Here is a 25,820-nt window from a genome sequence, read left to right as displayed (position 1 = left end):
GTAATTGTCCGGGCGTGCGAAGGCCCCCGCCCGGCCCCGCTATCGGGGCGGGCGTTGCGGAACAGGCGGCCGGAATGCTTATGGACTGGGTGTGCCGGCCGGGCCGGCGCACACCCCTGGCGCCGCGAAGCTGCGAATCGAAGGGCTGGGCGCTAGGCGCTCTCTCCCGCCTTCTCTGCAACCGGCGCCGAAGCCTTGCTGCGCGTTGCCAGCCAGCACAGGATCGAGCCGATGCAGACCATCGCCGCGCCCTGCCAGAAGGCGAACGAAAGCGGCGCGCTGAGCAGCGCGGCGGCGAGCGCGGCGGAAAGCACCGGGATGAAATAGGACGCGCCGGCAAGAATCGTGACGTTGCCGTGCAGGATGCCGACGTTCCAGGCCGCGTAGCCGAAGCCCATCGCACACGCGGCCAGCACGAGATAGATGATCGAGCGCAGGTTGAAATCCATCTCGCCGCCGCCCATCAGCAGGTATTTGACCCACAGCACCACCGCAACGAGGATGAAGAACAGCGTCACGCAGTTGTGCCCTTGCGCGATGCGTGCGGTCACGGTGCAGTAGGCGGCCCAGATCACCGCGCCCGAAAAGGCCAGCCCGTAGCTCAGCGGGTTGTCCTGGACGTTGGCGATCATGCTGGCGATGTCCAGCCCCTGGTCGCCGCCCAGCACCCAGCAGATGCCGGCCATCGACAGCAGGAAACCCGGCACCACCAGGAAGTTCGCCTTCTGCTTGTTGAACAGGATCGCCGACATCAGCGTGAAGGTCGGCCACAGGTAGTTGACCATGCCGACTTCGATCGCCTGCCGGCCGGTGTTGGCATAACCGATCGACAGCGCGAGGCACAGCTCGTAGGACACGAACAGCAGGCTGCCCCACAGCAGGTATTTGGGCGGCACCTTGCTCAGCTTGTTGAAACCGACGCTGAAGACCAGGAACACCGCCGCGACGGTATAGATCAGCGCCGCGCCGCCGGTGGCGCCGAAGCTCTCGCTGACGCCGCGGATCAGGCCCACGATCGACGCCCACAACAGGATCGCGATGAAGCCGATGAGCGTTGCCTTGTTCTTGCTGTTCATGCTGCCTTGTCCATGGTCAGGAATGTCACGAATTCTGCCCGGTAAAAGAGCCGCGGCCTCGGGGCCGGGAGGCCGCCGGAGCGCCGGGCCGAGAAAAAACCGGGGATTATGGAGCCGACTGCCCCGCCCGGGCACGGCCGGCAAACACCGGCCATGCCCGGGCGGAGCGTGTCATGCATCAGCCGGCGCTGGGCACGTCGATCCAGATCGTCTTGAGCTCGGTGTATTGGTCGTGAGCCCAGATCGACTTGTCGCGGCCACCGAAACCCGACTCCTTGTAACCGCCGAACGGCGTGGTGATGTCACCTTCGCCGAAGCAGTTCACGGTCACCACGCCCGCGCGGATCGCGCGCGAGACACGGATCGCGTTGTTCAGGTTACTGGTGTAGACCGAGGCCGCCAGACCGTAGACCGAGTCGTTGGCCAGCGCGATCGCTTCATCGACATCCTTGAAAGTCGTGACCGACAGGATCGGGCCGAAGATTTCCTCGATGAACAGCTGGCTGTCCGGGCCGACGCCGTCCACCACCGTCGGCTCGACGAAGTTGCCTTCGCGGGTGCCGCCGCCGAAGACCACGCGCAGCTTCTCCGCCGCGGCCTGGTCGAGGTAGGAACGGACCTTGTCGAAGTGGGACTTGCTGACGAGCGAACCCAGCCGGTGCTCGGGATCGAGCGGATCGCCCATCTTCCACTCCTTGACCGCCACGGCCATGCGTTCGAGCAGCGCGTCCTTGATGTCGGCATGGACGATCAGGCGCGACGAGGCCGAGCAGTTCTCGCCCATGTTCCAGAACGCGCCGGCGACCACCTGTTGCGCGACCATATCGAGGTCTTCGACGTCCTTCAGCACCACGGCGGGGTTCTTGCCGCCGCACTCCAGCACCACGCGCTTCAGGTTCGACTCGGCCGCGTACTGCAGGAACAGCCGGCCGGTGTCGGTCGAGCCGGTGAAGCTGACCATGGTGACATCGTTGTGCTTGCCCAGCGGCTCACCGACTTCGCGGCCGCCGCCCGGCAGCACGTTGAACACGCCGGCGGGCACGCCGGCCTGGTGGGCGAGTTCGGCCACGCGCAGCGCGGTCAGCGTCGTTTCCTTGGCCGGCTTGACCACGATCGAGCAGCCTGCAGCCAACGAGGGGCCGATCTTCCATGCCAGCATCAGCAGCGGGAAGTTCCACGGCAGCACCAGGCCGACCACGCCGATCGGCTCGCGCACCACCAGCGCCAGCGCGTTCGAACCCACGGGCGCGGTGTTGTCGTAGATCTTGTCGATCAGTTCGGCGTGCCAGCGGATGGTGTGGATCGCTTCCGGCACGTCGGCAGTCTGGCACTCGCGCACCGGCTTGCCGCTGTCCAGGCTTTCCATCACCGCCAGTTCGTGCGCATGCTCTTCCAGCAGCTCGGCGAAGCGCACCAGCACGGTCTTGCGCTGCGAGGGCGGCAGGCGCTGCCAGCGGCCGTCGTCGAACGCGGCCTTGGCGTTGGCCACTGCCAGATCGACGTCCTGCGCGTTGCAGGCGGTGATCTCGGCCAGCACTTCGCCGGTGGCCGGATTGGTGGTGATGAAGGTCTTGCCCGACAGCGAGTCGCGGAAAGCGCCGTCGATGAAGGCTTTCGTCGGGAAGCTGATGTTCTTGGCGATCGCGGCGTATTCCGCGGCAGTCAGCAGTTCGGCCATCAGGCTTGCCCTCCGACGACTTCGGCAACCTCGCGCTTCAGTTCGGCGACAATCGCCTTCAGCGCCTGCTTCTCGTTGTCGTCGAGGCCTTGCAGCGGCGCGCGCACGCCGCCTGGGCGCAGGCCCACCAGTTCGCAGCCGTACTTGATCGACTGCACGAACTTGCCGCACTCGAGGAAATCCATCAGCGGCATCATCGCCGACATGATGCGGCGGCCCTTGCCGAAGTCCTTCTCGACCACGCACGCCTGGTAGAGGGCGACGTGCTCGCGCGGCACGAAGTTCGAGCCGGCGCACACCCAGCTGCGCGCGCCCCAGGCGAAGAATTCCAGCGCCTGGTCGTCCCAGCCGCAAGAAACGTCGATGCCGGGGAATTCGCGCGCCAGCATGTGCAGCTGGCCGGTCTGGCCCGAGCTTTCCTTGATCGCGACGAAGTTCTTCGACGCCGCGGTGACGGTGCGGAAGTACTCCCGGCCCATCGACACGCCCATGCGGCCCGGGTAGTTGTAGAGCATGATCGGCAGGCCCGCGGCCTTGTCGATCGCCAGCGCGTGCGCGGCATTCTCCGCCTCGGTGGGCAAGGCATAGGGGGGCGAGCCGACCAGGATCGCATCGGCGCCGATTTCCTTCGCCGACGCGGCGTAGCCGACCGACTCCTCGGTACGCACCGCGCCGGTGCCGACGATCAGCGGCACGCGCGTGCCGATCACCTGCTTGGCGTAGGTGGCGAGGTCGATGCGCTCCTGCACGGAGTGCGCATAGTATTCACCGGTCGAGCCGCCGATGATGATGCCGTGCACGCCGCCTTCGATCAGCGATTCCAGCACCTCGGCGAACGCGGTCTTGTCGATCTGGCCGTCTGCCGACAAAGGGGTGATGGCCGGGGTGTAGATACCTTCGAATTTCATGATGGTTCTCCATTGGTGTGGGAAGTGCATTCCCGGTGAAAAGCGTGCCGCCGCTCCGGCAGCGACACGCGAATGGGGTTGAACGGGTTCAGGGAAAATCCGGGATTCAGCGCTTCAGCGAAGCGGCGTCTTCCAGCGTCATGCCGCGGGTTTCCGGCGCCAGCCACACCGACACGGCGAGGCCGACGAAGGACACTGCGGCGGCGGCGTACATGGTGTTGCCGATGCCGATGCTCACCAGCGAGATCGGGACCAGCCAGGTGCCGATGGCCGCGCCGATGCGCGAGATCGAGGCGCCGATGCCCACGCCGGCAGCCCGGATGTCGGTCGGGAAGATCTCGTTCGGATACACCAGTTGCAGCACCTGCGCGCCGCCGATGAACAAGGCGTAGAGGCCGAAGAAGGTCAGCACCACCCATTCCGCGCTGTTCGAGAAGCTGCCCAGCCCCAGCAGCGCCAGTGCCGACAGCAGGAAGCTCCAGATCACCAGCGGACGGCGGCCGATGATGTTCACCAGCGGCGTGGCGACGATGCAGCCCACCACGAACAGCAGCGTGATCGCGATCGAGCCATAGGCTGCCCAGTCGCCGGTCAGGTTCAGCGCTGCCAGCACCTTTGGCACGAAGGCATACACGGCAAACACCGGAATCACCGAGCAGGCCCAGAACACGCCGACGAACAGCAGGCGCTTGCCGTAGCCGGACTGGATCAGCGTACCGAGCGAGACCTTCTTGTCGGCAGGCGCTTCCGGCATGTTGGCCAGCGAGAACGTCGGGCCGTAGACCTTCTTGATCACGCGGTCGGCCTCGGCGCTGCGCCCCTTGCTGAGCAGCCAGCGTGCCGACTCCGGCGTCCCCAGGCGCACCAGGAACAGCATCACGCCGAGCACCGCCGGGCTGGCCAGCACCCAGTGCCAGGCTTCCGGACCTGCCGCACTCAGGATGGCGTTGCCGACGATGTAGGCCAGCGCCGCACCGGCGAACCAGAGAATCGTCAGCGCCGCCAACCGGGGGCCGCGGTTCTTGCTGGGCAGGAACTCCACCAGCAGCGAGCTGGCCACCGGATATTCGATGCCCACGCCGACGCCGATGAGGAAGCGGAGCATGAAGATGGCGACGGCGGAATCCACCCACAGATGCGCCAGCGAGCACAGCGTGAACAGGATGGGCGGGACGAAATACAGTTTCTGCCGTCCCAGCTTGTCGGTGAGCCAGCCGCCGAAGAAGCCCGCGAAGAAAATGCCGATCAGTGCCGAGGCCGCGATCATGCCTTCCCAGAAACTGTCCAGGCTCAATTCGGCCGACAACTGCATCAGGGCGACACCGATGATGCTGAGGATGTAGCCATCCATCACCCAGCCGCCGCCCGAACGCACGGTCAGCAATTGATGGAAACCATTGATGGGAACATCCTCGATGGAAACGGCGCGGCCTGTTCCCTTTGAGTAAGCTTGATTCATTTTGCCTCCTGCATCCTTGTTTGGGTATCAATTAAATCCGGCGGTTCATTTCCTTTTCCGGACGATCGCCTGACGTCCCATTCGGGGAAATTGCCCTGCGGATGGACGAGCGCCACCCGGCGCCATCTGCAGGCCGCCAATCGAGCGCCGCGCCATCAGCAATGGCGCGCGCGGATCACTTCAGGCGATTACATTTCCTTGCCGGCTTTCATCTGCCCCCACCAGAGGGTGGCATTCACGCCGATCGACAGGAATGGTTCGGGGGGCACCTTGTTCGGCCCGGAGGTGTCCAGCAGGAAATCGATCTGCTCATTGCGCTGGCCGGCGATCCAGTCGGCCAGCAGCGTTCCGGTCACGGTGCCGCGGGTCACGCCCAGGCCGTTGCAGCACAGCGCGCCATAGACATTGGGCGCAAGCTGGCCGAAAAAGCCCTTGTGGTTCTGCGACAGCGCCAGCGAGCCGCTCCAGGTGTATTCGAAATCGACGTCCGGCAGCATCGGGAAACGCCGCTCGAAGGACTGGCGATGATTGCGGACGAAACGCTCCAGGCAATGCGGCTTCGGCTGCTGATTCGGGTTGAAGCTGAAGCTGTTGCGAATCAGGATGCGGTTGTCGGGCGTACGGCGCACCGTGCTGCCGAACGGATCGGCGGGGATCACGCCCCAGAACGGCTTGCCGCCCAACTGTGCCTGCTCGGCCGCGGTCAGCGGCCGGGTCAGGCTGGCGTACAGGAACATCGGCAGCATCGTGCGCTGCAGGAAGCCGAAGCGCATGCCGAAGGCGTTGTTGGCCAGTACCAGCTTGTCCGCCGTGATGCGGCCGTTGCGATGCCCCAGCACCACTTTGTCGCCGTATTCGAAATCGGTGATCGGGGTGTTCTCGTACAGCGTGACATTGGACGGCAGGCTGTCGGCCAGCCCTTTCACCAAGGCCGAGGGCTGGATCAGGATGGTGCCGGGCGTGAATAGCGCCTTGCGGTAGAACGAGGTGCCAATGTGATCCGGCAGATCCTTGCCTTCGATCACTTCGTAGGGCTGGCCGAGCTTGTCCAGCCCGCTGCGATAGGCATCGAGCACGGCCACGCCGCGGTCCTCGATGGCGCCCTGGTATTTCCCGCAGGCGTGCATCTGGCAATCGATGCCGTGCTGCTCCACCAGCGAGCGCAGAATGGACTGCCCCAGCAGATTGAGCTTGAGCGTGCTCTGCGCGATATTGATGTCGCCGATGTAATCCTTGGCACCGATGTCGTGCGGCAGGTCGATCGCGAATCCGGCATTTCTGCCCGAAGTGCCGAAACCCACTTCCTGGGCCTCGATCAGCACGATTTCCTCGTCCGGGAAATTCAAGGCCAATTGCCGCGCCGCCGCCAGGCCGGTGAATCCGGCACCGATCACTGCCCAGCGGGTTTTCTTTTCGCCGGAATGACTTTCTTTTGCCCGGCGAGGCGCACTGGTGTGATACCAGCCGCATGCCGCATCATCCGCAGGCAGTGAAGCAACTCTTGTCATTTCATGGTCTCCGTCTTATCGTCTGATCAATTTATTTTTTGCAGAGTCTAGAGACGCAGCCATTTCTGGACAAACAACCTTTTTTCCGGACTATCGATAACCTCATGTTATGAACAAACGCACAGCGCCCGGCCAATTGCTGCTCAAGATGCCCTCCCTGCGGGCAGTGAGATGTTTCGTCGTCGCAGCCCGCCACCGCAGCTTCACCCGCGCTGCCGAAACGCTGTGCGTCACCCAGGCCGCGATCAGCCGCCAGATCAAGGAACTCGAAGAACATCTGGGTACGGCGCTGTTCACGCGCACCGGGCGTTCGGTCGAACTGACCGCGGCCGGCTCCACCTTCTTCGATGCCGCGCAGTTGTCCTTCATCAACATCGCCCAGGCGGCGATACGCATCCGGCAGGGCCACGGCAGCAGCAGCAGGCGCACCCTGAGCCTGTGCTGCTCGCCTGCCTTCTCGGCACTGTGGATGGCACACCGGCTGCCCAGCTTCTTCAGCGCGAATCCGGACATCGACGTCGACCTGGTGTCGACCCAGAACTTCCTGTCCATGGCCCCCGACATCCAGCCGGACGTTTTCATCACCAAGCTTTCATCGATACGGGACGGCTACATCAGCGAGCCGCTGTTCCACGACCGGATCTATCCGGTCTGCTCGCCTGCCTACCTGGAGGCGCACCCGGAAATACGGGACATCGAGGGATTGATGCAGGGCGTCTTGCTCGACCTGAGCCCCTACGAGCGATCAGGGATCGCCGAGCACGTCGACTGGGGCGTATGGCTGGCCATTCACCACCTGGACATCGAAGACCGCCTCCGCAGAGATCGGCACTACTTCAACGCCAACGACTACAACCTGCTGATCCAGATGGCGCTCAACGGCCAGGGCCTATCCCTGGGCTGGGACCACCTGGTGGCCCCCCTGATCCAGCAGGGCCGCCTGGTCAGGCCGGTCGAGCATGAAGTGGAACTGGAAGAGACGCGCCATTACCTCGCCTACCGCGAGGACAAGGCCGACGACGAGGCATTGGGCCGCTTCCGCGACTGGTTCCTGGCCGAGTGCGGCCTGGCGGCAGGATGATCCCGGGCGGCTGAACTCGCCCCGGCCTGCTACGCTCCGAGGAGCTGTCCGGCGGCCAGACGCCCGACCTGGCTCAGCAGACCTTGAAATATGGGCTCGCTCACACTCGCCGGAAAGCTTGCGGGCAGGATGCGTGACACGGCTTCGACGACTTCCGGCGCTCGCCGAATGAAATCCTCGATGACCGGCTCGAAATCGGGACCAAGCGCGTTCACGCGCGCTACGGCGCTCCAGTGCCGGCGTTGAACATCGTGCATCCGGTAATGGATGTTTTTCGAGCGTACGGCCATGGCGGGCTTCACCTTCTGCCACGGGAACTGTCGCGCGCCCGAGCCGATGATGGGCCAGGCGGACATGACGTCGTAGAGCGGAGTGAGCCGGAACCGGCTGCCCGGCAGGAGAAAGATGCTGAAGTTCTTGGCATGCCCGTCAGGTGCCGCGAGAAGCCAGAACAACAGTTGTGCCGCAAGGAATCGGAGCCGGTCCTCCTTCGGCCCGTCGCTGCCGCGCAGGACACGCAGGATGTCCGCCATGCCTGGCCCCCCATGCTCTTCGTATTTCCTTTCAGCCGGCACCCCGAGGGCCTGGCAGAAGTCCTCCTGCGGGCGCCGGGCCCACCAGCCTTCGAGCAGTACGCGATCAAAGCGCGCTACCGAGAGTACCTTGTGGTGTCCGAATCGGAGAATCTCGCACTCCGCCACCGCAAAGCCGAACTCGCGCGCAATCTGGGCGCACAGCCACTCGTTCTCTACCGAGGTGGAAAAATCGGCCCGCACATGGCCGACTTCACCCATGGGGAGCTTGAGGATATGCGTCGTGGGCGTGGCACCCAGCGGCCGGCACCAACGCCCCTCATGCTGCAGCAACGCCGTTTTCTCCTGCGCGCCGGCGATGGAAATCCTCAGCCCTTCCTCGTCACCGAGGCCGAGCGGAGCATTCGAGATGGTGGCGTCGAGCAATGCTTCCACCTGGCCGTCCGTCAACGGCTCGGCATCGATGCGGCGCACGCCGGTGGGCTCCACGTCCAGTGGGAGCAACTGCACGGCTCCCACGCAATCCCGGCCGATATGGGCCAGGAGATCGAAGGTCGAGGCGGATGTCCCGAACTTCTGCGCGATACGCTTTCGAATCGCGATGCTCTCAGGCAAAAGGTTCTCGAAGTAGGTCTCGACCCGGTCACCGGCGAAGGGTCTGGTGCCTTGCTCCAACGGCATGGACAGCGAAATCGCGCGCGCCGACGGTGAGCCGAGCCAGGCCTCCAGGTACACGAACCGGTGACCGTCGGGAGCCAGGGTCCAGTGCCCCACCGCCTCGCCATTCATCCATACGGCGAGTGTCCTGCGTTTCGACGGCCGCCCCGCCATTACCAGGCGTCCTCGCGCGGACCTGCAGCCGCCGCACCGCCTTGCGGCCTGGGTCGGATGGCGAGCTCGGCGTCGAACAGCATCAGCAGGGTCAGGAGCTGATCGACAGTCACGTTCGCTGGATTGTCCAGGAGCCTCGAGATGCGCGCCTGGGATAACCCCATGGCCTCGCCCAACTGGGCCTGCGTGAGTTTGCGGGAAGCTCTCATGCCTTGAAGCACGGAAGCAAGCTGCTCGACGGTCCGTATCGTGTGCATGGTCAATATGCGCTAGATGAATATCTCCAATTTATGCGTCAATGCGCATAAATACAAGATATGCACCCCAAGAATAAAAATTGGGGGAGCGTGACGCTTTCCATTGACGCAGCAGGATGACCCCGACAAGGCCTGCGAAGCTATCAGCCCCATCGAACGCGGAGCCGGATCGGATTCTGGCGGAGGCGGTGAGATTCGAACTCACGAGGGGCGTAAACCCCTGACGGTTTTCAAGACCGTTGCATTCAACCGCTCTGCCACGCCTCCGCAAGAGGGCGCGATTATAGCACCGGGCAGGCGGCGCACCGACTCAAGTCGATGAGACCACTTCCGGCGCCGGCAGATACCTTTCCTGCATACCGGATTCCTCCACCTCACCCCCCACTGATGCACCGTCGCAGCACACCGGCAGGCGCAGCAGCCCGCGCAGCGCGGCGTTGCCGTTCCACTGCGGCTCGGCATCGATCATGCGCAAACCGGGCCAGCGGCGCATCAGCGCGCGCAGCGTGACGTCGGCTTCGAGCATCGACAGACCTGCGCCGATGCAGACGTGCGGGCCGCTGCCGAAGGCGAGATGGCTGCCTTCGCCGCGGGTGATGTCGAAGCGCTCGGGCTCGGTATAGCGGGCAGGGTCGCGGTTGGCCGAGCCGATCAGGGCGATGAGCAGTTCGCCTCTGCGCAGGGTGCGGCCGTGCAGCTCGATCTCCCGGCTGACGCGGCGGCCGGTGTATTGCACCGGGCTGTCGTAGCGCAGGATTTCGCGCACGGCGGCACCGATGCCGTCCGGCTGCGCGCACAGCGCGGCCCACTGGCCGGGGTGCGACAGCAGCGTGAACAGGCCGTTGCCGAGTAGGTTGCGGGTCGTCTCGTGGCCGGCGAAAAGCAGCATCGCGCATTGCGCGAGCAGTTCGCCGTCGGCGCGCACCAGGCCTTGCTGCTCGGCCTGCACCAGGCGGCTGACCAGGTCGGTGCCGGGCATGCGGCGGCGGGCTTCGATCAGAGCATCGAAATAGCGCACCAGTTGCAGCAGGCTGCGCTGAGCGCGCTGCAGTTGTTCGACCTCGGGCCGGACGGCGCCGATGAAGACCGCGAGTTCTTCCGACCAGGCGATGAATTGCGCCTCATCGGCGCGGTCGATGCCGAGCATCAGGCCGATGACGCGCGAGGGCAGCGGCCGGGCGACGGCTTCGATGAAATCGAAGCCCTGCGCGCCATCCAGCCCGTCGAGGATCTCGTCGGCCAGGCGCTCGATCTCGGGCGCGAGGGCGCGGATCGTCGCCGGATGGAAGCCGCCCAGCATCGCCCGGCGCAGCCGGGTGTGGTCGGGCGCATCGAGGAACACCATCGCCCGCGAGAACAGGCGCTGGAAGCGGTCCAGGCCGCCCTGCGCACGCGCCGCCGCATAGGCTCCGCCGTGCGCCGCGTCCAGCCCTTCGGCGCGTTTCACCCAGCCGCCGGTGCGCTGCGACGAGAAGCGCGGGTCGCGCAGCACGCGTTCGACGTCCGCGTGCCGTGTCACCAGCCACGCGCCCTGGAAGAAATCCTCGCACCAGTGCAGCGGCCCCGCTTCACGCAGGGCGCGGTAGGCCGGATAGGGATCGCGCAGGAAGCCGGCGTCGAAGGCCGGCAGGCCGGCGCTGGCCGCCCGGGTCACCGCGCGCCGCTCCCGTCGCTGCGCGACGTAGGGCCGGCTTTGCACAGCCGGCCCGCTCCGCAGGCGCGCAGCATTGCCGCGCGAAACCCCTGCTTCGCCCTCCCCGCGGGAGGCTGGGCGCCCGCTTCGGACGGCCCGGCGGAGGCGCTCATGCGGCGTCCTGCCCCTCGATGCGCATGTCGAGCCGCTCGAGCAGGCTGCGGTCGCGGCCGGTGCCGGGGTTGGGGGTGGTCAGCAGGTGGTCGCCGTAGAAGATGGAGTTGGCACCCGCCATCAGGCACAGCGCCTGCAGGGCTTCGTCCATTTCCTGGCGCCCGGCCGACAGGCGGACGTAGCTGGTCGGCATCGTGATGCGCGCCACCGCGATGGTGCGCACGAACTCGAAGGGGTCGATCGGATCGACATCGGCCAGCGGGGTGCCGGGGATCGGCACGAGGTTGTTGATCGGCACCGATTCGGGCGGCGGTTCGAGGTTGGCGAGCTGGGCGATCAGGCCGGCGCGGTGGGCGCGCGTCTCGCCCATGCCGACGATGCCGCCGCTGCAGACGTTGATGCCGGCCGCGCGCACGTTGCCGAGGGTGTCGAGGCGGTCCTGGTAGGTACGGGTGCCGATGACCTTGCCGTAGTACTCCGGCGCGGTGTCGAGGTTGTGGTTGTAGTAGTCGAGGCCGGCGTCCTTCAGCGACTGGGCCTGGCCTTCGTCCAGCATGCCCAGCGTCATGCAGGTTTCCAGCCCCAGCGCCTTCACTTCACGCACCATCGTCGTCACCCGCTCCATGTCGCGCGGCTTGGGCGAACGCCAGGCCGCACCCATGCAGAAGCGGCTGGCGCCCTGGGCCTTGGCGGCGCGGGCGGCTTCCAGCACCTCGTCGACCGGCATCAGCTTCTCGGCTTTCAGGCCGGTGTCGAAATGGGCGGACTGCGAGCAGTAGCCGCAGTCCTCGGCGCAGCCGCCGGTCTTGATCGACAGCAGCGTCGAGAGCTGGATCTCGCTCGGATCGAAATGCTGGCGATGGACCTGCTGGGCGCGGAACACCAGTTCCATGAAAGGCAGCGCGAACAGGGCTTCGATCTCTTCGACGCGCCAGGCGCCGGTGGCCGCCGGGACGGGCTGGGGCGCGGTGCGGCGCAGGGCGTCGGGCGACACGGTAGCGACGGTGGTCATGGGTTCTCCTTGAGGACGGAATCGGAATCGAACAATCGGTGCAACGCAGGCACGTTCAGGTATGGGGCGATGGCTTCGGGCGACGGTGCCGGCAGCCGCGGCACCAGGCCCAGGCAGGGCGCGTTGCCCAGGCCGGCGGCCAGCGCGTCGAGCGTCGCCGAAGCCTGGGCCATCGCCGGGTCGATGGTGTTGGCCACCCAGCCGCACAAGCGCAGCCCGCGCGCACGGACGGCTTCGGCAGTGAGCAGCGCATGGTTGATCGCGCCCAGGCGCAGGCCGACCACCATCAGCACCGGCAGATCCAGGTCACGCGCCAGGTCGGCGCTGTCCCAGCCACCGGCGGTATCCAAGGGCACGCGGAAACCGCCGACGCCTTCGATCACCACCCTGTCGCAGCACGCCGCCGCAGCCCGGATGGACGCCAGTATAGGGCCACGCTCGATGCTGCGGCCTTCGAGCGCGGCGGCGACGTGCGGTGCGCAGGCGGCCTCGAACTGGAAAGGCGCGATCTCGTCGGCGCTCAGCGCCACGTTGCTGGCGGCACGCAGTGCATGGACGTCTTCGTTGATGCGTTCGCCGTCGATCACGCTAATGCCGGCGGCGACCGGCTTCAGCCCGGCGACGCGCAGCCCGGTCTTGGCCAGCAGGCCGACGATGGCGGCGGCGATGGTGGTCTTGCCGATCTCGGTGTCGGTGCCGGTGACGAAACAGGCGTGGGCCATTACGGCTCCTCCGGTGATTCGGTGAAAGCGCCGAAGCCTGGACGGTCGCGCCGGGATGGGTTCATAGCTTCTTCATCCGGGCTTTCATCGGCGCTTGTACAGAACGGCATGGACCACCTGGTAGGTGGCCGGCAGGCCCTCGGCCGTGCGCAAGCCCTCGTAGGCGGCGGCCAGGGCGCGGATCCGCGCCGGGCCGGTGAGCCCGCCCGGCCGGCCGGGGTTGAGATTGTGCGCGCCCAGCTCCTTGAGCGAACGGGCCAGCGCGCGCAGGTCGGGAAAATGCAGCGTCCGCGCCTGGCGTTCGAGCACCAGCACCTGCAGGCCGCTGTCCGCGCACAAGGCCTCGTAGTCACCGAAGGCGCGGAAGCGATTGACGTGGGTGAAGCCGTCCACCGCCTGCCAGCTGTCGCGCAATTCTCCCAGGGTGCCGGCACACAGGCTGCTGAAGGCCAGCACCCCGCCCGGCCTCAGCACCCGCTGCGCCTCGCCCAGCACGGCGGCGAAATCGCCGCACCACTGCACCGCCAGGTTGGAATAGATCAGGTCGAGACTGCCGTCGCGCAGCGGCAGGGCTTCGGCATCGCCGGCGACGAAGTGCCGCGCGCCGCCCAGGGGCCGGGCATGGCGCAGCATGCCTTCGGCCAGGTCCAGGGCAACGCCGGCATCGGCACCGAAGCGCTCAGCCAGCGACCGGGTGAAGTGTCCGGTGCCGCATCCCAGGTCCAGCCAGCGGCCGAACGCCAGGGACGGCAGGCGCGCCAGCAGCCGCGCACCCACTTCGCGCTGCAGCGATGCGGCAGCGTCGTAGCTGCCCGCCGCACGGGAAAAGGAAGCGGCCACCTGGCGCTTGTCCGGCACAACGAGCAGGTGTTCAGGCATTGCCGGCCTCGCCGATGAAAGCCAGCATCGCCGCCGCCACCTCGTGGGGCCGCTCCAGCGGGAAGGCGTGGCTTGCGTCCTCGATCAGCCCGACTGCGATGTCCGGCTGCAGTGCCAGCAGCTCGCCGGCCACCTCGGCCGGCACCAGGGCGTCGGCGCCGGCAAGCAGATGCAGTTGCGGCCCGCCGAAGTCTCGCAGTGCGCCGCGCCCGTCGCAACTGCCGAGCACTTCCAGCCCGGCCAGCCGCACCTGCGCCGCGGCGCGGGGCGCCGCAGCCTGCAACTGGCGCGCCAGGCTGCGGGCTTCGGCCGCGCCCTGCGCGCAGAGCAGGCTGAAACGCCTGAGGGTGGCGTCGGGATCAGCGCGGCAGCCATCGACGAAGGCGTCGAAGCTCGCCTCGTCCATGCCCTGCGGCCAGTCGCTGCCGGCCACGAAGCGAGGATTGCTGGCCAGCGTCAGCAGGCCGCGGCAGCCTTCGCCGCGCAGCGCCGCCAGTCCGCTGGCGAGCATGCCGCCGAGCGACCAGCCGCCCAGCCAGGTATGCGGCGGCAGGCGCGCGTCCAGCTCCAGCAGCCAGTCGCGCGCTTCGCCGCTGGCCAGTTCGGGCAGCGGCTCGATGTCCACCCGCAGCATCGGCTCGAGCCCGCGCAGGGTTTCGGCCAGGCCCTCCAGCAGCAGGCTGCCCAGGCCCCAACCCGGCAGCAGGATCAGATGTTCACGCATGGCGGTTCACCCCGGATCCGCAGTCGGCCAGTGCGTCGCACAAGCGCTCGACGTCGTCCAGCACATGTGCCGCGCTCAGCGTGATGCGCAGCCGCGCGGTATTGGCCGGCACCGTGGGCGGGCGGATGGCCGACACCCACAGCCCTGCGGCGTCGAGCGCCGAAGCCAGCGCCAGCGCGGCGGCGTTGTCGCCGACGATCAGCGGCTGGATCGGCGTGGCGGAATCGGCCAGTTGCCAGCCGCGGCCGGGATGGCGGGTGATCAGTGCGGACAGGCGCTCGCGCAGCGTGGTCGTCAGCGTGGCGAGCCTTTGCCGCCGCGCCGCGCCCTCCTCGCCCGTGATCAGCTTCAGGCTGGCGCTCAGCGCATGGGCCAGCGCAGGCGGCATCGCGGTGGTGTAGATGTAGCTGCGGCCGCCCTGCACCAGCGCATCGACGACCGCCGGATGGGCGGCGACGAAAGCGCCCGCCACGCCCGCGGCCTTGCCGAGCGTGCCCATGTAGATCAGGCGCTCGCTGCGCAGGCCGAAATGCGCCAGCGCGCCCTCGCCGTTCGGACCGAGCACGCCGAAGCCGTGAGCGTCGTCGATGATCAGCCAGGCGTCGTGGCGTTCGGCCAATGCCAGCAGTTCGGGCAGCGGCGCGACGTCGCCGTCCATGCTGAACACCGCGTCGGTGACGATCAGCCGGATCGGCTGCTCGCAGTCGCACAGCATGGCATCGAGCAGATCGAGGCGGCCATGCGGATAACGCCGCATCCTTGCCGCCGCGAGCAGGCCGCCATCGACCAGCGATGCGTGGTTGAGCTTGTCGGCGAAGATCGCCGCCTGCTCGGCGCCGAGCGTGGTCAGCAGCGCCAGGTTGGCCATGAAGCCGCTGCAGAACAGCAGCGCCGCCGCATCCGGCACCCAGGGCGACAGCAGTTGCGCCAGTTCGCCTTCGAGCCGGGCGTGGGCCTGGCTGTGGCCGGTGACCAGGTGCGAGGCGCCGCTGCCCGCCCCCCAGCGCTGCGCGCCTTCGGCCAGCGCGGCGGCGATGTCCGGATGGCTGGCGAGGCCGAGGTAGTCGTTGCTGCCGAAGTTCAGCAAGCGGCGCGTGCCGTTCTCGCCACTTTCGACGGTCTGCAGGGGCGCGCAGGGCGAAGCGGCGATTCGGCGGCGGCGCAGCAGCGCCGCGGCCTCGCGCTCAAGCCGTCGCCGGGTCAGATGCGCCAGCAGCATCGCTACTCCGGGTGGGGGTGCCGTCCGGCAGCACGTCGTCGAGCGTCGCCCGCACCCGTGCCGCCAGCCAGGCGGACAGCTCGTCGTCGAGCACGTAGGGCGGCATCAGGTACACCGTGCGGCCGATCGGCCGGATCAGCAGTTCGTGGCGGCGCCCGGCGAGATGGAAACGTTCGGCGAAGCGCTCGCCGGCCCATTCTTCACGCACGTCGAAAGCCCAGATCATGCCGCGCCGGCGCAGGTGCTCGATGCGCGAATCCTCGGCCAGCGGCGCCAGCGCAGCCGTCAGCGCCTCGGCGCTGGCCCGGTTGCGGACCAGCACGTCTCCCTGCTCGAAGCGGTCGAGCACCGCCAGCGCCGCGCGGCAGGCGAGCGCGTTGCCGGTGTAGGAATGCGAGTGCAGGAAGCCGCGCGCGACTTCGTCGTCGAGGAAGGCTTCGTAGATCTCGTTCCGGCTCAGCACCAGCGACAGCGGCAGGTAGCCGCCGCTGATGCCTTTCGACAGGCAGATGAAGTCCGGCCACAACGGCGCCTGCCCCTCGCCCGCCGCCTGCTCGAAGGCGAAGAAGCTGCCGCTGCGGCCGCAGCCGACGGCGATCTCGTCGGCGATCAGATGGACGTCGTAGCGCTCGCACAGCGCACGCAGGCCGCGCAGGTAGGCCGGGTCGTACATCGCCATGCCGGCGGCGCACTGCACCAGCGGCTCGACGATGAAGGCGGCGATGTGTTCGTGGCGGGCTTCGAACAAGGCCCGCACCTCTTCCAGCGCACGTGCGGCAACGTCGGCCGCGGTCTCGCCGGGGCCGGCCTGGCGGGCATCGGGCGAGGCGACGAGGTGGGCCTGCAGCAGCAGCGGCGCATAGGCGTCGCGGAACACCGTGACGTCGGTCACCGCCAGCGCGCCCAGGGTTTCGCCGTGGTAGCCGTGGCGCACGCAGACGAATTCGCGCTTGCTGTCGCGGCCCCGGTTGCGCCAGCAGTGAAAGCTCATCTTCAGCGCGATCTCGACCGCCGAGGCGCCGTCGCTGGCGAAGAAAGCATGGCCGAGCACGCTGCCGGTCAGCGCCGACAGGCGCTCGGCCAGTTCCACCGCCGGCGCATGGGTGCAGCCGGCCAGCATCACGTGCGGCAAGGTGTCGAGCTGTTCGCGCAGCGCGGCGTTGATGCGCGCATCGGCGTGGCCGAAGAGGTTCACCCACCACGAGCTGTTGGCGTCGAAATAGCGCCCGCCGGCGTAGTCGTACAGCCACGGCCCCTGACCGCGCGCGATCGGCAACGGCGGTACCGCCTGCAGGCGCTGCATCTGGGTGCAGGGATGCCACACCTGGGCGATGCTGCGCCGCTGCCAGGCGGCCTGCTCGTCACGCACGGGGCCGCTACCGGAAGCGGTGCTGCCACGGGCCGGAAAATCGGGGTCGGGGGAACGGGACGCCATGCCCTCTTCGTCCATAATTATGAATCACAGGCCGTGATTGTTTCAGTTGCAGGCCAAAATGAAAAGCCTTCAGCCCTGTTCGAACAGCACGATCGACTCGACGTGCGAGGTCTGCGGGAACATGTTGGCGATGCCCGCTCCGCGCAGCACATAGCCCTTTTCATGCACCAGCACCGCCGCGTCGCGCGCCAGCGTCGCCGGGTTGCATGATACGTAAACGATGCGCGGCGGCCGCTGCAACGGACTGATCGCCTTGACCACCGCGATCGCGCCCTCGCGCGGCGGATCGATCAGCAGCTTGTCGAGCGATCCGAGCGCAGCCAGGCTGTCCTCAGTGGCTTCGAACAGGTTGGCTGCATGGAATTCGCAGCGTTCCGCCAGGCCGTTGGCCGCGGCATTGGCCCGGGCGCGCTCGACCAGCGCCTCGCTGCCCTCCACGCCGACCATCGTCGCGCCGCGCCGCGCGATCGGCAGGCTGAAGTTGCCCAGGCCGCAGAACAGGTCGGCGATGCGCTCGCCCGGCTGCGGATCGAGCAGTTGCATCGCGCGCCGGATCAGCAGGCGGTTGATGTGGACATTGACCTGGGTGAAATCGGTGGGGCGGAAGTCCATCCGCACGTCGAACTCGGGCAAGGTGTAGGCCAAGCCGGGGCCCCCCTGCGGATGCAGCGGCGCGGCGGTGTCCGGGCCGCCGGGCTGCGCCCAGGCCTGGATGCCGTGGGCGTCGGCGAAAGCGGCCAGCGCACGCCGGTCGCCTTCGCTGAAGGGCAGCAGGTGGCGGAACACGAAGGCGGTCGCGGTATCGCTGACGGCGATCTCGATCTGCGGCACGCGGTCGGCGATCGACAGCCTGGCGATCAGGCGGTGCAGTTCCGGCACCAGCGCGGAAATCGCCGGCGGCAGCACCGGACAGGACTGCATGTCGGCGATGTGGCTCGAGCGCTTCTGGTGGAAGCCGACCAGCACCCCGCCCTTGCTCGGCACCACGCGCACGGTCAGCCGCGCACGGTAGCGGTAGCCCCAGGCCGGGCCGTGGATCGCCGGGTAGATCACCTGCGGCTCGACCTTGCCGATGTGCCACAGCGCGTCTTCCAGGATGCGCTGCTTGGCGGCGGCCTGCGCCAGCGGGTCGAGATGCTGCATCGAACAGCCGCCGCAGGTGCCGAAATGCACGCAGCGCGGCTCGATCCGCTGCGCACTCGCCTTCAGCACCCGCGCCGTTTCGGCCTGGGCATAGCGCGGCCGCTCGCGCAGCACGGTGTATTCCACCCGCTCGCCGGGCAGCGCGCCTTCGATGAAGACGGCCTTGCCGTCGACATGGGCGATGCCGCGGCCTTCATGGTCCAGCGATTCGATGACTGCTGCCGACATGGGGATTCCGCCGAGAAAAGTGGCGCGATTCTACCGCGTCCGTCCACCTGCTTCTTGCGTCTACTTCCACCATCCGCCGCGGCCGCCCCCGCACCGGCGCCAGCGTCCGGCCCCCGCCCGGGCCTATAATCCGCGCCATGAATCTGCCTACTCAGTTGCCAACTCATTTGCCGACATTCGAAACCCTGCTCGGCGGCCTGTCGACACGCGAGTTCCTTGCCGAATACTGGCAAAAGAAACCCCTGCTGATCCGCCAGGCCGTGCCCGGCTTCAGCGGCGTGCTGGAGCGCGACGAACTGTTCGAGCTCGCCTGCGACGCCGACGTCGAATCGCGCTACATCCGCCTGCCCGCCGACGGCCTCGAAGGCGAATGGACGCTGGAGCACGGCCCGCAGAGCCGCGGCCGCCTGCGCGGCAGGAAGCAGCCCTGGACCGTGCTGGTGCAGGGCCTGAACCTGTGGGTGCCCGAAGGCGACCGCCTGCTGCACTGCTTCGACTTCATCCCGCAGGCGCGGCTGGACGATCTGATGGTGAGCTACGCCGTCGATGGCGGCGGCGTCGGCCCGCACTTCGACAACTACGACGTGTTCCTGCTGCAGGGCACGGGCAAGCGCCGCTGGCAGATTTCCGATCAGGCCGACCGCACGCTGATCGAAGGCGCGCCGCTGCGCATCCTGAAGAACTTCCAGCCCACCGAGGACTGGGTGCTGGAACCCGGCGACATGCTCTACCTGCCGCCGCACTGGGCGCACAACGGCATCGCCATCGGCGAATGCACCACCTACTCCATCGGTTTCCGCTCGCCCACCGCGCAGGAGCTCGGCAGCGAATTCCTCGGCTGGCTGCAGGAGCGCATCCGGCTCGACGGCATCTATACCGACCCGGACCTGGAGCTGCAGCAGAACTCGGCCGAGATCGGCAGCCGCATGGTCGACCAAATCGAAGGCATGCTGTCGGGCATCCGCTGGAGCCGCGCGGACATCGAGGAGTTCGTCGGCGCCTATCTCACCGAGCCGAAAGCCCACGTCTTCTTCGATCCGCCCGAGGACAGCCTGAGCCGCAAGGCCTTCGAGCGCGCCGTGCGCGCGCACGGCTTCGAACTGGATGCCCGCAGCCTGCTGCTGTTCTCGGCCGCGGGCTTCCATCTGAACGGCGAGCCGCTGGAATTCGACCCCGCCCTGCACGACGTCGTGGCGAAGCTCGCCCACCAGCGCAGCTTGCCGGCCGAGGATTTCGCGGCTTGCCCGACCGAGTTGCTGGACATGCTGCACGAGTGGTACGAAAGCGGTTTCGGGCGCCCCTGCAACTGATCGAGGGGCAAGGGCAGGAATCATGTCTTCAGGTGCCGACGAAATCATCGGACTGTACGAGCGGCACGCAGAGGCCTGGGATCGCGCTCGACCCGGAGACCTGACCCTCGAGAAGGCCTGGATCGAGCACTTCACCAGGCTGCTTCCCCCCGGCGGCTCGGTGCTGGACCTGGGCTGCGGCGCGGGACAGCCGATTGCCCGCCATCTGATCGTGCGCGGCTTCTCCGTCCTCGGCGTGGATTCATCGCCGGCACTCATCTCGAAATGCCGGAGCCGCTTTCCGCAGGCGGAATGGACCGTGGCCGACATGCGCAGGCTGTCGATCGGCCGCCGGTTCGACGGCTTGATCGCCTGGGACAGCTTCTTCCATCTCGCACACGACGAGCAGCGCAGGATGTTTTCCGTCTTCCGCGAGCATGCGGCCCCGGGCGCCCCGTTGCTGTTCACCACAGGCCCCGGACACGGCGAAGCTATCGGTTCTTTCGAGGGAGAAGCGCTGTATCACGCCAGTTTGTCTCCGGCTGAATACGAGGCGCTGCTCGACGCCCATGGGTTCACGGTGTCGAAGCATGTCGCCGAAGATCCTGAATGCGGGCGCCACACGGTATGGCTCGCGCAGTACCAGTCGCAGAACCCCTGACCGGACGGCCATCGGCGCAGACGGAATGAGCCCGCATTCGCCGCTCGGCCAGGGAATTTCGGTGCCATGCAGCAAGGCATCCAGGACGGGTAGTGGCCGGTTTTGACGGAAAAATACGCTCACATTTTGCAGTGCAGCATCCGCGCCGGTTTTTCCTCGCCTGCATGCTAGACTTGCCGCGTTTCAAGCCGTGATTGCATTACCCATGCCACTGGCTGCCCGGCAGCCGGCGGCATTCAACTCGAAAAAGGACAACAGCAATGAAACAATCCCTTCTCGTCGCCGCCCTCGTTGCCATCGCCGTGACCGCTTGCGGCAAGCAGGAAGAAGCGCCGCCGCCGGTGTCGACGCCGGCCCCCACCGTTCAGGAACAGGCTCAGGAAGCTGCCGAGCAGGCCGTGGAAGCGGCGAAGGAAAGCGCCGAGGCTGCGAAGGAGAGCGCTTCCGAAGCTGTCGACGCCGCCAAGGAAGGCGCCGCCGACGCAGTCGAAGCGGCCAAGGAGCACACTGACGCCGCTGTCGAAGCCGCCAAGGAAGCCGCGGAAGCGACCAAGGAAGCCGCTGGCGAAGCCGTCGATGCTGCCAAGGAAGCCGCCGAAGCCGCGGTCGAAAAGGCCAAGGAAGCCGCCAACTGATTTCCGCTGTGGCACGACGCAAAAAAGCCGGCTGATGCCGGCTTTTTTCATTTAACCATGACTCCAGCACCGAACTTTGCTGGACTACGCCAAAGCCCAGTACAACAGTTTTATCAATAACTTAAGTACGATATTACCCCATCCGACCGCAAGGTGTTCGTGCTCTAATATCGGACGAACGCCAGCGAGCGCCGCAAGCCTGCCTTGGCCTTGCATGGGGAATCGATCGTAGAACAGACCCGCTCGCTGGCGCAGGTGATGCGCTGCAACGCCCCACAGCCGGGGAAGTCCCACATGACAGCATGCCCACCGGTGAAGTAGATCGCGTCGAACTCCACCGGATCGATCTCGTCCGGTCGCGCGGTGGATGACAGCAGCGCCATCCGCGCAGGGTCGGCCAGCCAGTCCTTCACGGACGCATCGGCGAGTGGCCATTTCAGCAAGGAACCAGTGGATGAACTCTAACGTTGAATACAACTTCAATGTCAAGCGGCACATGCACCTTGGTGCGATGCCCCTCTAATGGCGGCGACGGGCCTTCCTGGTGGTCGGGGCATCGTCCGCCTCTACCAACCGCATCTCCGACAGAACGCGCCGGGCGTTGGCAGCGCAATCCATGTCCTGCGGCTTGGCTTCGATCTGCGCCATCAGTTCGACCAGATGGGCCTTGCTTTGCGCGAGCTGTGCTTGCAGGGCCTCGATGTCCTGCACCTTGCGGCGCAGCGTGTCGATCAGAGTGCCGTGATCCCAGCTAGCGAGATCGCTGGGCAGCAATGTACGCAACTCATCCAGGCTGAAGCCCGCACGCTGCCCGGTCGCAATGAGCTTGAGCGCCAATACCGCGTCGTCGGGGTAGCTGCGATAGCCGTTTTCCTGGCGCTCGACCGCCTTGAGCAGGCCGATGCGTTCGTAGAAGCGGATGCGCGAAGGCGCCAGGCCCGTGCGCTGCGCGAGTTCTCCAATTTTCATGATCGAGGTACTCCGAGTGGCCACAGGGTTTGACATTGAACATTACTTCAAAGTTAACCTTGAGGCCATCGCACGACCAGGTGCAAATCATGAAGGCGGACGGAATGCAGACGATACTGGGGGCGAACGGCCAGATCGCCGTGGAACTGGCGCGGGAGCTACAGCGCAAATACACGAACGATGTACGGCTCGTAAGCCGCAATCCACGCAAGGTCAACGACACCGACAGCCTGGTGTCCGCCAACCTGCTCGATGCGAAGCAGACCCTGGATGCGGTCAAGGGAAGCAGCATCGTCTACTTCACGGCCGGCCTGCCGCCAGACACGGCGCTATGGGAAGCGCAGTTCCCCGCGATGCTGAAGAATGCTCTGGATGCCTGCCGCGTGACTGGCGCGAGCTTCGCCTATTTCGACAACACCTACATGTATCCGCAGGATGCGCGGTTGCAGACCGAGCAAACGCCCTTCGCGCCGGTGGGCCGCAAGGGCAAAGTGCGCGCCGCGATGGCTTCGATGGTGCTCGAGGAAATGGCGCGCGGCGAGATCCCCGTGCTCATTGGCCGCGCCCCGGAATTCTATGGGCCGGGCAAGACGCAGAGTTTCACCAATGCGCTGGTCATCGAAAAACTCCAGGCCGGCAACAAGCCGCGCGTGCCGGTGCGCGACGACACGCGGCGCACGCTGATCTGGACGCCCGACGCGAGCCGCGCCCTCGCGGCCCTGGGCAATGCACCCGATGCGTTCGGCCAGACCTGGCATCTGCCGTGCTGCGACGACCGGCCGACGTACAAGGAGTTCGTCGCGATGGCCAACCAGGTCTTCGGGCGCAAGCCTTCCTATTCGGTCATCGGCAAGTGGGCGCTGACCGCAGCCGGACTGTTCTCGAAGCAGGTACGCGAGATCGGGGAACTGCTGCCTCGCTACGAGCAGGACAACCTCTTCGATTCCACGAAGTTCAAGCGCCGGTTCCCCGAGTTCGAGGTGACGACCTATCGAGAGGGGCTGGAGCTGATCCGGCGGGAGTGGTCAGGCAAATAGGTGCTATCGCAAAGTGTCCGGCTGTTCTCCTTCTCCCCTGGCAGGAGAGGGCCGGGGAGAGGGGAGCCACTTTGTAAACACTTGACAGAAGTTCTCCCGGCGCTTTCCTGATGGTCACTTCAGGTCGATTCGACCATCCACCTAGACGATCTGTAGAGGCCCTGATCCGGGCAGGCGCGTCACCAGATCGGCGCCCACCAGCCTGGCCGGCGTGTAGGCGCCACCAGCAGGTTGGGCTTTCATCAGGTATTCGACCACGGCCAGCGAGCCGGTGATGGTCAGACTGTAGCCGTTGGCGGTGCGGATGCGCGCGGTCTTTTTCTCTCCGTGCGCATTGGTGGCCTCCCCCCAGACGAAGGTGGGCATCTGCGCACACTTTTCCTCGCTGGGGCCCTTCACCGTCCTGGCGATGCGCGCCTTGATCAGCTTCTGCACCCACGGCAGCCCCAGTAGCGGCCGGACATGGTTGGCGCGCCTGGCGCTGGCGATCATGCGGGGCGAGCCTGGAATGAATGCCTGAATGTTCGGAATACCGGTGGTGTGGTAGGCGGTGGATACGTCGCCCCAAGGGATCGTCATCGCCTCCTTCTCGCCGTCACCGAAGTCGATGCGGCGCACCTCGTAGGCCAGCGGCACGGTGACGATCTTCCCGTCGCGGCGCACCTTGCCGCCCTGGGCCAGCCCCTCTACCGAGGTCTTGGCGGTGCCGGGCGAGAAGCCCGAGCGCGAGTCGAAGCCCAGCGTGAGATGAGTCGCATCCGGCAGCGCCTCTTTCAGCGCGGCGGCCACGCAGTCGGTGGGGATGACGTCGAAGCCCACGCCAGGACACAGCACCACGCCGGCGTCCCGCGCGCGGACATGGAGCGACTGCGCGTGCTCGAACACGGCAATCTCGCCGGTGATGTCCAGGTAATGCGCGCGGGCGCGCAGGCAGGCTTCCATCATCGGCGCGGCGGTGGCCGAGAACGGGCCGGCGCAGTTCAGCACCAGCCCCAGCGCCTGATCCTCGCCCTGGATCTGCCCGGTCAGCGCCAACACGTCATCGAGGCCGAAAGCACGCGCCTCCAGCCCCAGCGTGCGCGCCAGCGCCTCGACGCTTTCGCGCCTGCGGCCCGCTAGTACTGGCTTGAGCCCGCGCCGCGCCGCTTCGCGGGCGATCAGTTCCCCGGTATAGCCATTCGCGCCATAGATCATCCAGCGCATGCGCCCGGGACTACCGCTTTGCTTGCTCATTGCATCTCTCCTGTCTGGGAGATGGATCTCTGATCTCCCTGGCGATGATTCCTTGGTTTTCCCAGCATGAGCGAGATGGCCATGTCGGCGAGCTTGCCGAAGGGCGCATGCAGCAGGCCGGGGAAGTTCCAGCGGCCCTGCACGAAGACGCCCTTGGCATGGCTCATCGCACGGAAGCCCTCGATGCCGTGGTAGGCCCCCATGCCGCTCGGGCCGACGCCGCCAAAGGACAGATCGTCCTGCGCCACGTGCATCAAGGTGTTGTTGATGCCCACGTTGCCGGAGGTGGTGCGCGCCAGCAGCCAGGCACAGTCGCCGCCCTCGGCACCGAAGTAGTAGAGCGCGAGCGGGCGGGGCCGCGCGTTCACATAGGCGATGGCCTCGTCGATGCTGCCGTAGGTGCGCACAGGCAGGATGGGGCCGAAGATTTCCTCCTGCATGAGGAGCGTTTCATCGCCCGCGTTGACGACGAGCGTCGGCACCAAGGTGCGCTCGCGCCCAGGCATGTGGGCGGGACGCTCTTCCACCTCTCCCACCTCGATCACACGGGCGCCATTGCGGCGCGCGTCATCGACGAGCCCGCGCAGCCGGTCGTAGTGGCGATCGCTGACGATGCTCGTGTAGTCGCGGCTGGCCGGGCCGTCCGGGTAGAAGCGATGTACCGTGGCGACGTATTGGGCGATGAATGCCTCCAGGTCGTCCTCGTGCACCAAGGCGTAGTCCGGCGCCACGCAGGTCTGGCCGGCGTTGGACAGCTTGCCGTACACCAGGCTCTGCACGCTGCGGTCGTTGGCGTGGCCGCGCGCCACGATGGCGGGGCTCTTGCCGCCCAGCTCCAGGGTCACGGGCACCAGGTTGTCGCTGGCGGCGCGCATCACCTTGCGGCCGACCTGCGTGCTGCCGGTGAACAGCAGGTGGTCGAATGGCAGTGCGCTGAACGCGGCACCGACCTCGGGGCCGCCCAGCACCACGGCCACCTCATCCTCCGCGAAAGCCTCGGCCAGCACATGCCGCAGCGCCTCGCTGGTGCGCGGGGTCAGTTCCGAAGGCTTGAGCATCGCACGGTTGCCCGCAGCCAGCGCGGTGGCGAGCGGCACCAGCGTGAGGGAGATGGGGTAGTTCCACGGCGACATCACGCCCACGACGCCCAGCGGCTGGTATTCGACGTAGGCGCGTGCGGAGCGGTAGAAGAAATGCACGTGGCGGCGCTCGCGCTTCATGAAGCGGCGCAAGTGGCTGGAGAGGTAGTCGATGGCCTGGATGACGCAGGCCAGTTCCATGATGTCGGTCTCGTGGCGCGAGCGGTTGCCGAAATCGGCGCTGACCGCATCCTTGAGCACTTCGCGGTGCGCGAGCACGGCGGCGCGCAGCCGGGCGAGCCGGGCCTTGCGCAGCGGCAGGCCCGGCGGGCCGTCGTGGAGGAATGCGTTGCGCTGCCGGCTCAGCAGGTCGGCCATGCGGGTGCTGTCTTCAGTCATGCGGTCTCTCCCGGTTTC

General features: G+C 66.8%; 24 protein-coding genes and 1 tRNA gene. 5 read left to right on the top strand and 20 right to left on the bottom strand.

The window, feature by feature from the left end; translation table 11 throughout:
- Positions 1–152: 152 nt before the first annotated feature.
- The 5 genes from yddG to NX068_RS04615 form a co-directional block, all read right to left on the bottom strand.
- Positions 153–1,076 (bottom strand): aromatic amino acid DMT transporter YddG, encoded by a 924-nt coding sequence (yddG, locus tag NX068_RS04635; protein WP_263460108.1) that lies wholly within the window; start codon positions 1,074–1,076, stop codon positions 153–155.
- Between the two features lie 178 nt (positions 1,077–1,254).
- Positions 1,255–2,754, bottom strand: coding sequence for an aldehyde dehydrogenase (locus tag NX068_RS04630; RefSeq protein ID WP_263460107.1), 1,500 nt, complete (start codon positions 2,752–2,754; stop codon positions 1,255–1,257).
- Positions 2,754–3,662 carry a dihydrodipicolinate synthase family protein gene (locus NX068_RS04625; RefSeq protein WP_263460106.1) on the bottom strand — a complete coding sequence of 303 codons (909 nt, stop codon included), beginning with the start codon at positions 3,660–3,662 and terminating at the stop codon, positions 2,754–2,756. Before NX068_RS04625 ends, NX068_RS04630 begins: the two co-directional genes overlap by 1 nt.
- Before the next feature lie 106 nt (positions 3,663–3,768).
- Positions 3,769–5,121, bottom strand: coding sequence for an MFS transporter (locus NX068_RS04620; RefSeq protein WP_263460105.1), 1,353 nt, complete (start codon positions 5,119–5,121; stop codon positions 3,769–3,771).
- A gap of 188 nt (positions 5,122–5,309) precedes the next feature.
- Positions 5,310–6,515 (bottom strand): NAD(P)/FAD-dependent oxidoreductase, encoded by a 1,206-nt coding sequence (locus NX068_RS04615; protein ID WP_263460104.1) that lies wholly within the window; start codon positions 6,513–6,515, stop codon positions 5,310–5,312.
- A gap of 223 nt (positions 6,516–6,738) precedes the next feature.
- Between NX068_RS04615 and NX068_RS04610 the strand changes: the two genes are divergently transcribed.
- Positions 6,739–7,710 (top strand): LysR substrate-binding domain-containing protein, encoded by a 972-nt coding sequence (locus NX068_RS04610; protein WP_263460103.1) that lies wholly within the window; start codon positions 6,739–6,741, stop codon positions 7,708–7,710.
- 29 nt (positions 7,711–7,739) lie between these two features.
- Here the strand turns inward: NX068_RS04610 and NX068_RS04605 are convergent, their stop codons facing one another.
- From NX068_RS04605 to rlmD, 11 genes are all read right to left on the bottom strand, one after another.
- The gene (locus NX068_RS04605; RefSeq protein ID WP_263460102.1) at positions 7,740–9,032 is read right to left on the bottom strand and encodes a type II toxin-antitoxin system HipA family toxin; all 1,293 of its coding nucleotides are present in this window, start codon (positions 9,030–9,032) and stop codon (positions 7,740–7,742) included.
- 41 nt (positions 9,033–9,073) lie between these two features.
- Positions 9,074–9,331 carry a helix-turn-helix domain-containing protein gene (locus NX068_RS04600; RefSeq protein ID WP_263460101.1) on the bottom strand — a complete coding sequence of 86 codons (258 nt, stop codon included), beginning with the start codon at positions 9,329–9,331 and terminating at the stop codon, positions 9,074–9,076.
- 177 nt (positions 9,332–9,508) lie between these two features.
- A tRNA-Ser gene (locus NX068_RS04595) sits at positions 9,509–9,598 on the bottom strand.
- Between the two features lie 43 nt (positions 9,599–9,641).
- Positions 9,642–11,030 (bottom strand): cytochrome P450, encoded by a 1,389-nt coding sequence (locus NX068_RS04590; RefSeq protein WP_263460100.1) that lies wholly within the window; start codon positions 11,028–11,030, stop codon positions 9,642–9,644.
- Positions 11,031–11,133: 103 nt separating this feature from the next.
- Positions 11,134–12,150 carry a biotin synthase BioB gene (gene bioB / locus NX068_RS04585; protein ID WP_263460099.1) on the bottom strand — a complete coding sequence of 339 codons (1,017 nt, stop codon included), beginning with the start codon at positions 12,148–12,150 and terminating at the stop codon, positions 11,134–11,136.
- Positions 12,147–12,872, bottom strand: coding sequence for a dethiobiotin synthase (gene bioD / locus NX068_RS04580; protein WP_263460098.1), 726 nt, complete (start codon positions 12,870–12,872; stop codon positions 12,147–12,149). The genes bioB and bioD overlap by 4 nt, the downstream gene beginning before the upstream one ends.
- Before the next feature lie 84 nt (positions 12,873–12,956).
- Positions 12,957–13,751, bottom strand: coding sequence for a malonyl-ACP O-methyltransferase BioC (bioC, locus tag NX068_RS04575; protein WP_263460097.1), 795 nt, complete (start codon positions 13,749–13,751; stop codon positions 12,957–12,959).
- On the bottom strand, positions 13,744–14,475 hold the full coding sequence (locus NX068_RS04570) for an alpha/beta fold hydrolase (protein WP_263460096.1): 732 nt from the start codon (positions 14,473–14,475) through the stop codon (positions 13,744–13,746). Before NX068_RS04570 ends, bioC begins: the two co-directional genes overlap by 8 nt.
- Positions 14,468–15,694 carry an 8-amino-7-oxononanoate synthase gene (gene bioF, locus NX068_RS04565; RefSeq protein WP_263460095.1) on the bottom strand — a complete coding sequence of 409 codons (1,227 nt, stop codon included), beginning with the start codon at positions 15,692–15,694 and terminating at the stop codon, positions 14,468–14,470. Before bioF ends, NX068_RS04570 begins: the two co-directional genes overlap by 8 nt.
- Entirely contained in the window at positions 15,660–17,129 is a 1,470-nt protein-coding gene (gene bioA / locus NX068_RS04560; protein WP_263460094.1) for an adenosylmethionine--8-amino-7-oxononanoate transaminase, read from the bottom strand. The genes bioF and bioA overlap by 35 nt, the downstream gene beginning before the upstream one ends.
- Positions 17,130–17,198: 69 nt before the next feature.
- Positions 17,199–18,500 carry a 23S rRNA (uracil(1939)-C(5))-methyltransferase RlmD gene (gene rlmD / locus NX068_RS04555; RefSeq protein ID WP_263460093.1) on the bottom strand — a complete coding sequence of 434 codons (1,302 nt, stop codon included), beginning with the start codon at positions 18,498–18,500 and terminating at the stop codon, positions 17,199–17,201.
- A 137-nt stretch (positions 18,501–18,637) separates the two neighbouring features.
- Here rlmD and NX068_RS04550 point away from each other — a divergent pair, with 137 nt between their 5' ends.
- The 3 genes from NX068_RS04550 to NX068_RS04540 all read left to right on the top strand — a co-directional run bounded on the left by NX068_RS04550 (position 18,638) and on the right by NX068_RS04540 (position 21,085).
- Positions 18,638–19,810 carry a cupin domain-containing protein gene (locus tag NX068_RS04550; RefSeq protein ID WP_263460092.1) on the top strand — a complete coding sequence of 391 codons (1,173 nt, stop codon included), beginning with the start codon at positions 18,638–18,640 and terminating at the stop codon, positions 19,808–19,810.
- 22 nt (positions 19,811–19,832) lie between these two features.
- The gene (locus NX068_RS04545; protein ID WP_263460091.1) at positions 19,833–20,450 is read left to right on the top strand and encodes a class I SAM-dependent DNA methyltransferase; all 618 of its coding nucleotides are present in this window, start codon (positions 19,833–19,835) and stop codon (positions 20,448–20,450) included.
- A 260-nt stretch (positions 20,451–20,710) separates the two neighbouring features.
- Entirely contained in the window at positions 20,711–21,085 is a 375-nt protein-coding gene (locus NX068_RS04540; RefSeq protein ID WP_263460090.1) for a hypothetical protein, read from the top strand.
- A gap of 164 nt (positions 21,086–21,249) precedes the next feature.
- Here the strand turns inward: NX068_RS04540 and NX068_RS21250 are convergent, their stop codons facing one another.
- Together NX068_RS21250 and NX068_RS04530 are read right to left on the bottom strand one after the other, a co-directional pair.
- Positions 21,250–21,498, bottom strand: coding sequence for a type 1 glutamine amidotransferase family protein (locus tag NX068_RS21250; RefSeq protein WP_442806682.1), 249 nt, complete (start codon positions 21,496–21,498; stop codon positions 21,250–21,252).
- Positions 21,499–21,604: 106 nt separating this feature from the next.
- The gene (locus tag NX068_RS04530) at positions 21,605–22,054 is read right to left on the bottom strand and encodes a MerR family transcriptional regulator (protein WP_263460089.1); all 450 of its coding nucleotides are present in this window, start codon (positions 22,052–22,054) and stop codon (positions 21,605–21,607) included.
- 104 nt (positions 22,055–22,158) lie between these two features.
- Between NX068_RS04530 and NX068_RS04525 the strand changes: the two genes are divergently transcribed.
- Positions 22,159–23,091, top strand: a complete 933-nt coding sequence (locus NX068_RS04525) for an SDR family oxidoreductase (protein WP_263460088.1) — start codon at positions 22,159–22,161, stop codon at positions 23,089–23,091.
- A gap of 141 nt (positions 23,092–23,232) precedes the next feature.
- Here NX068_RS04525 and NX068_RS04520 read toward each other — a convergent pair whose 3' ends face one another.
- Positions 23,233–24,324, bottom strand: coding sequence for a saccharopine dehydrogenase family protein (locus tag NX068_RS04520; protein WP_263460087.1), 1,092 nt, complete (start codon positions 24,322–24,324; stop codon positions 23,233–23,235).
- Entirely contained in the window at positions 24,321–25,802 is a 1,482-nt protein-coding gene (locus tag NX068_RS04515) for a coniferyl aldehyde dehydrogenase (protein WP_263460086.1), read from the bottom strand. Before NX068_RS04515 ends, NX068_RS04520 begins: the two co-directional genes overlap by 4 nt.
- Positions 25,803–25,820: the final 18 nt, after the last annotated feature.

The organism is Thauera carbonicopians (genome assembly GCF_025699485.1).
GTDB lineage: Bacteria > Pseudomonadota > Gammaproteobacteria > Burkholderiales > Rhodocyclaceae > Thauera.
Note: the sequence above shows the minus strand (reverse complement) of the source record. Positions and strands in the feature narration are given on the sequence as shown.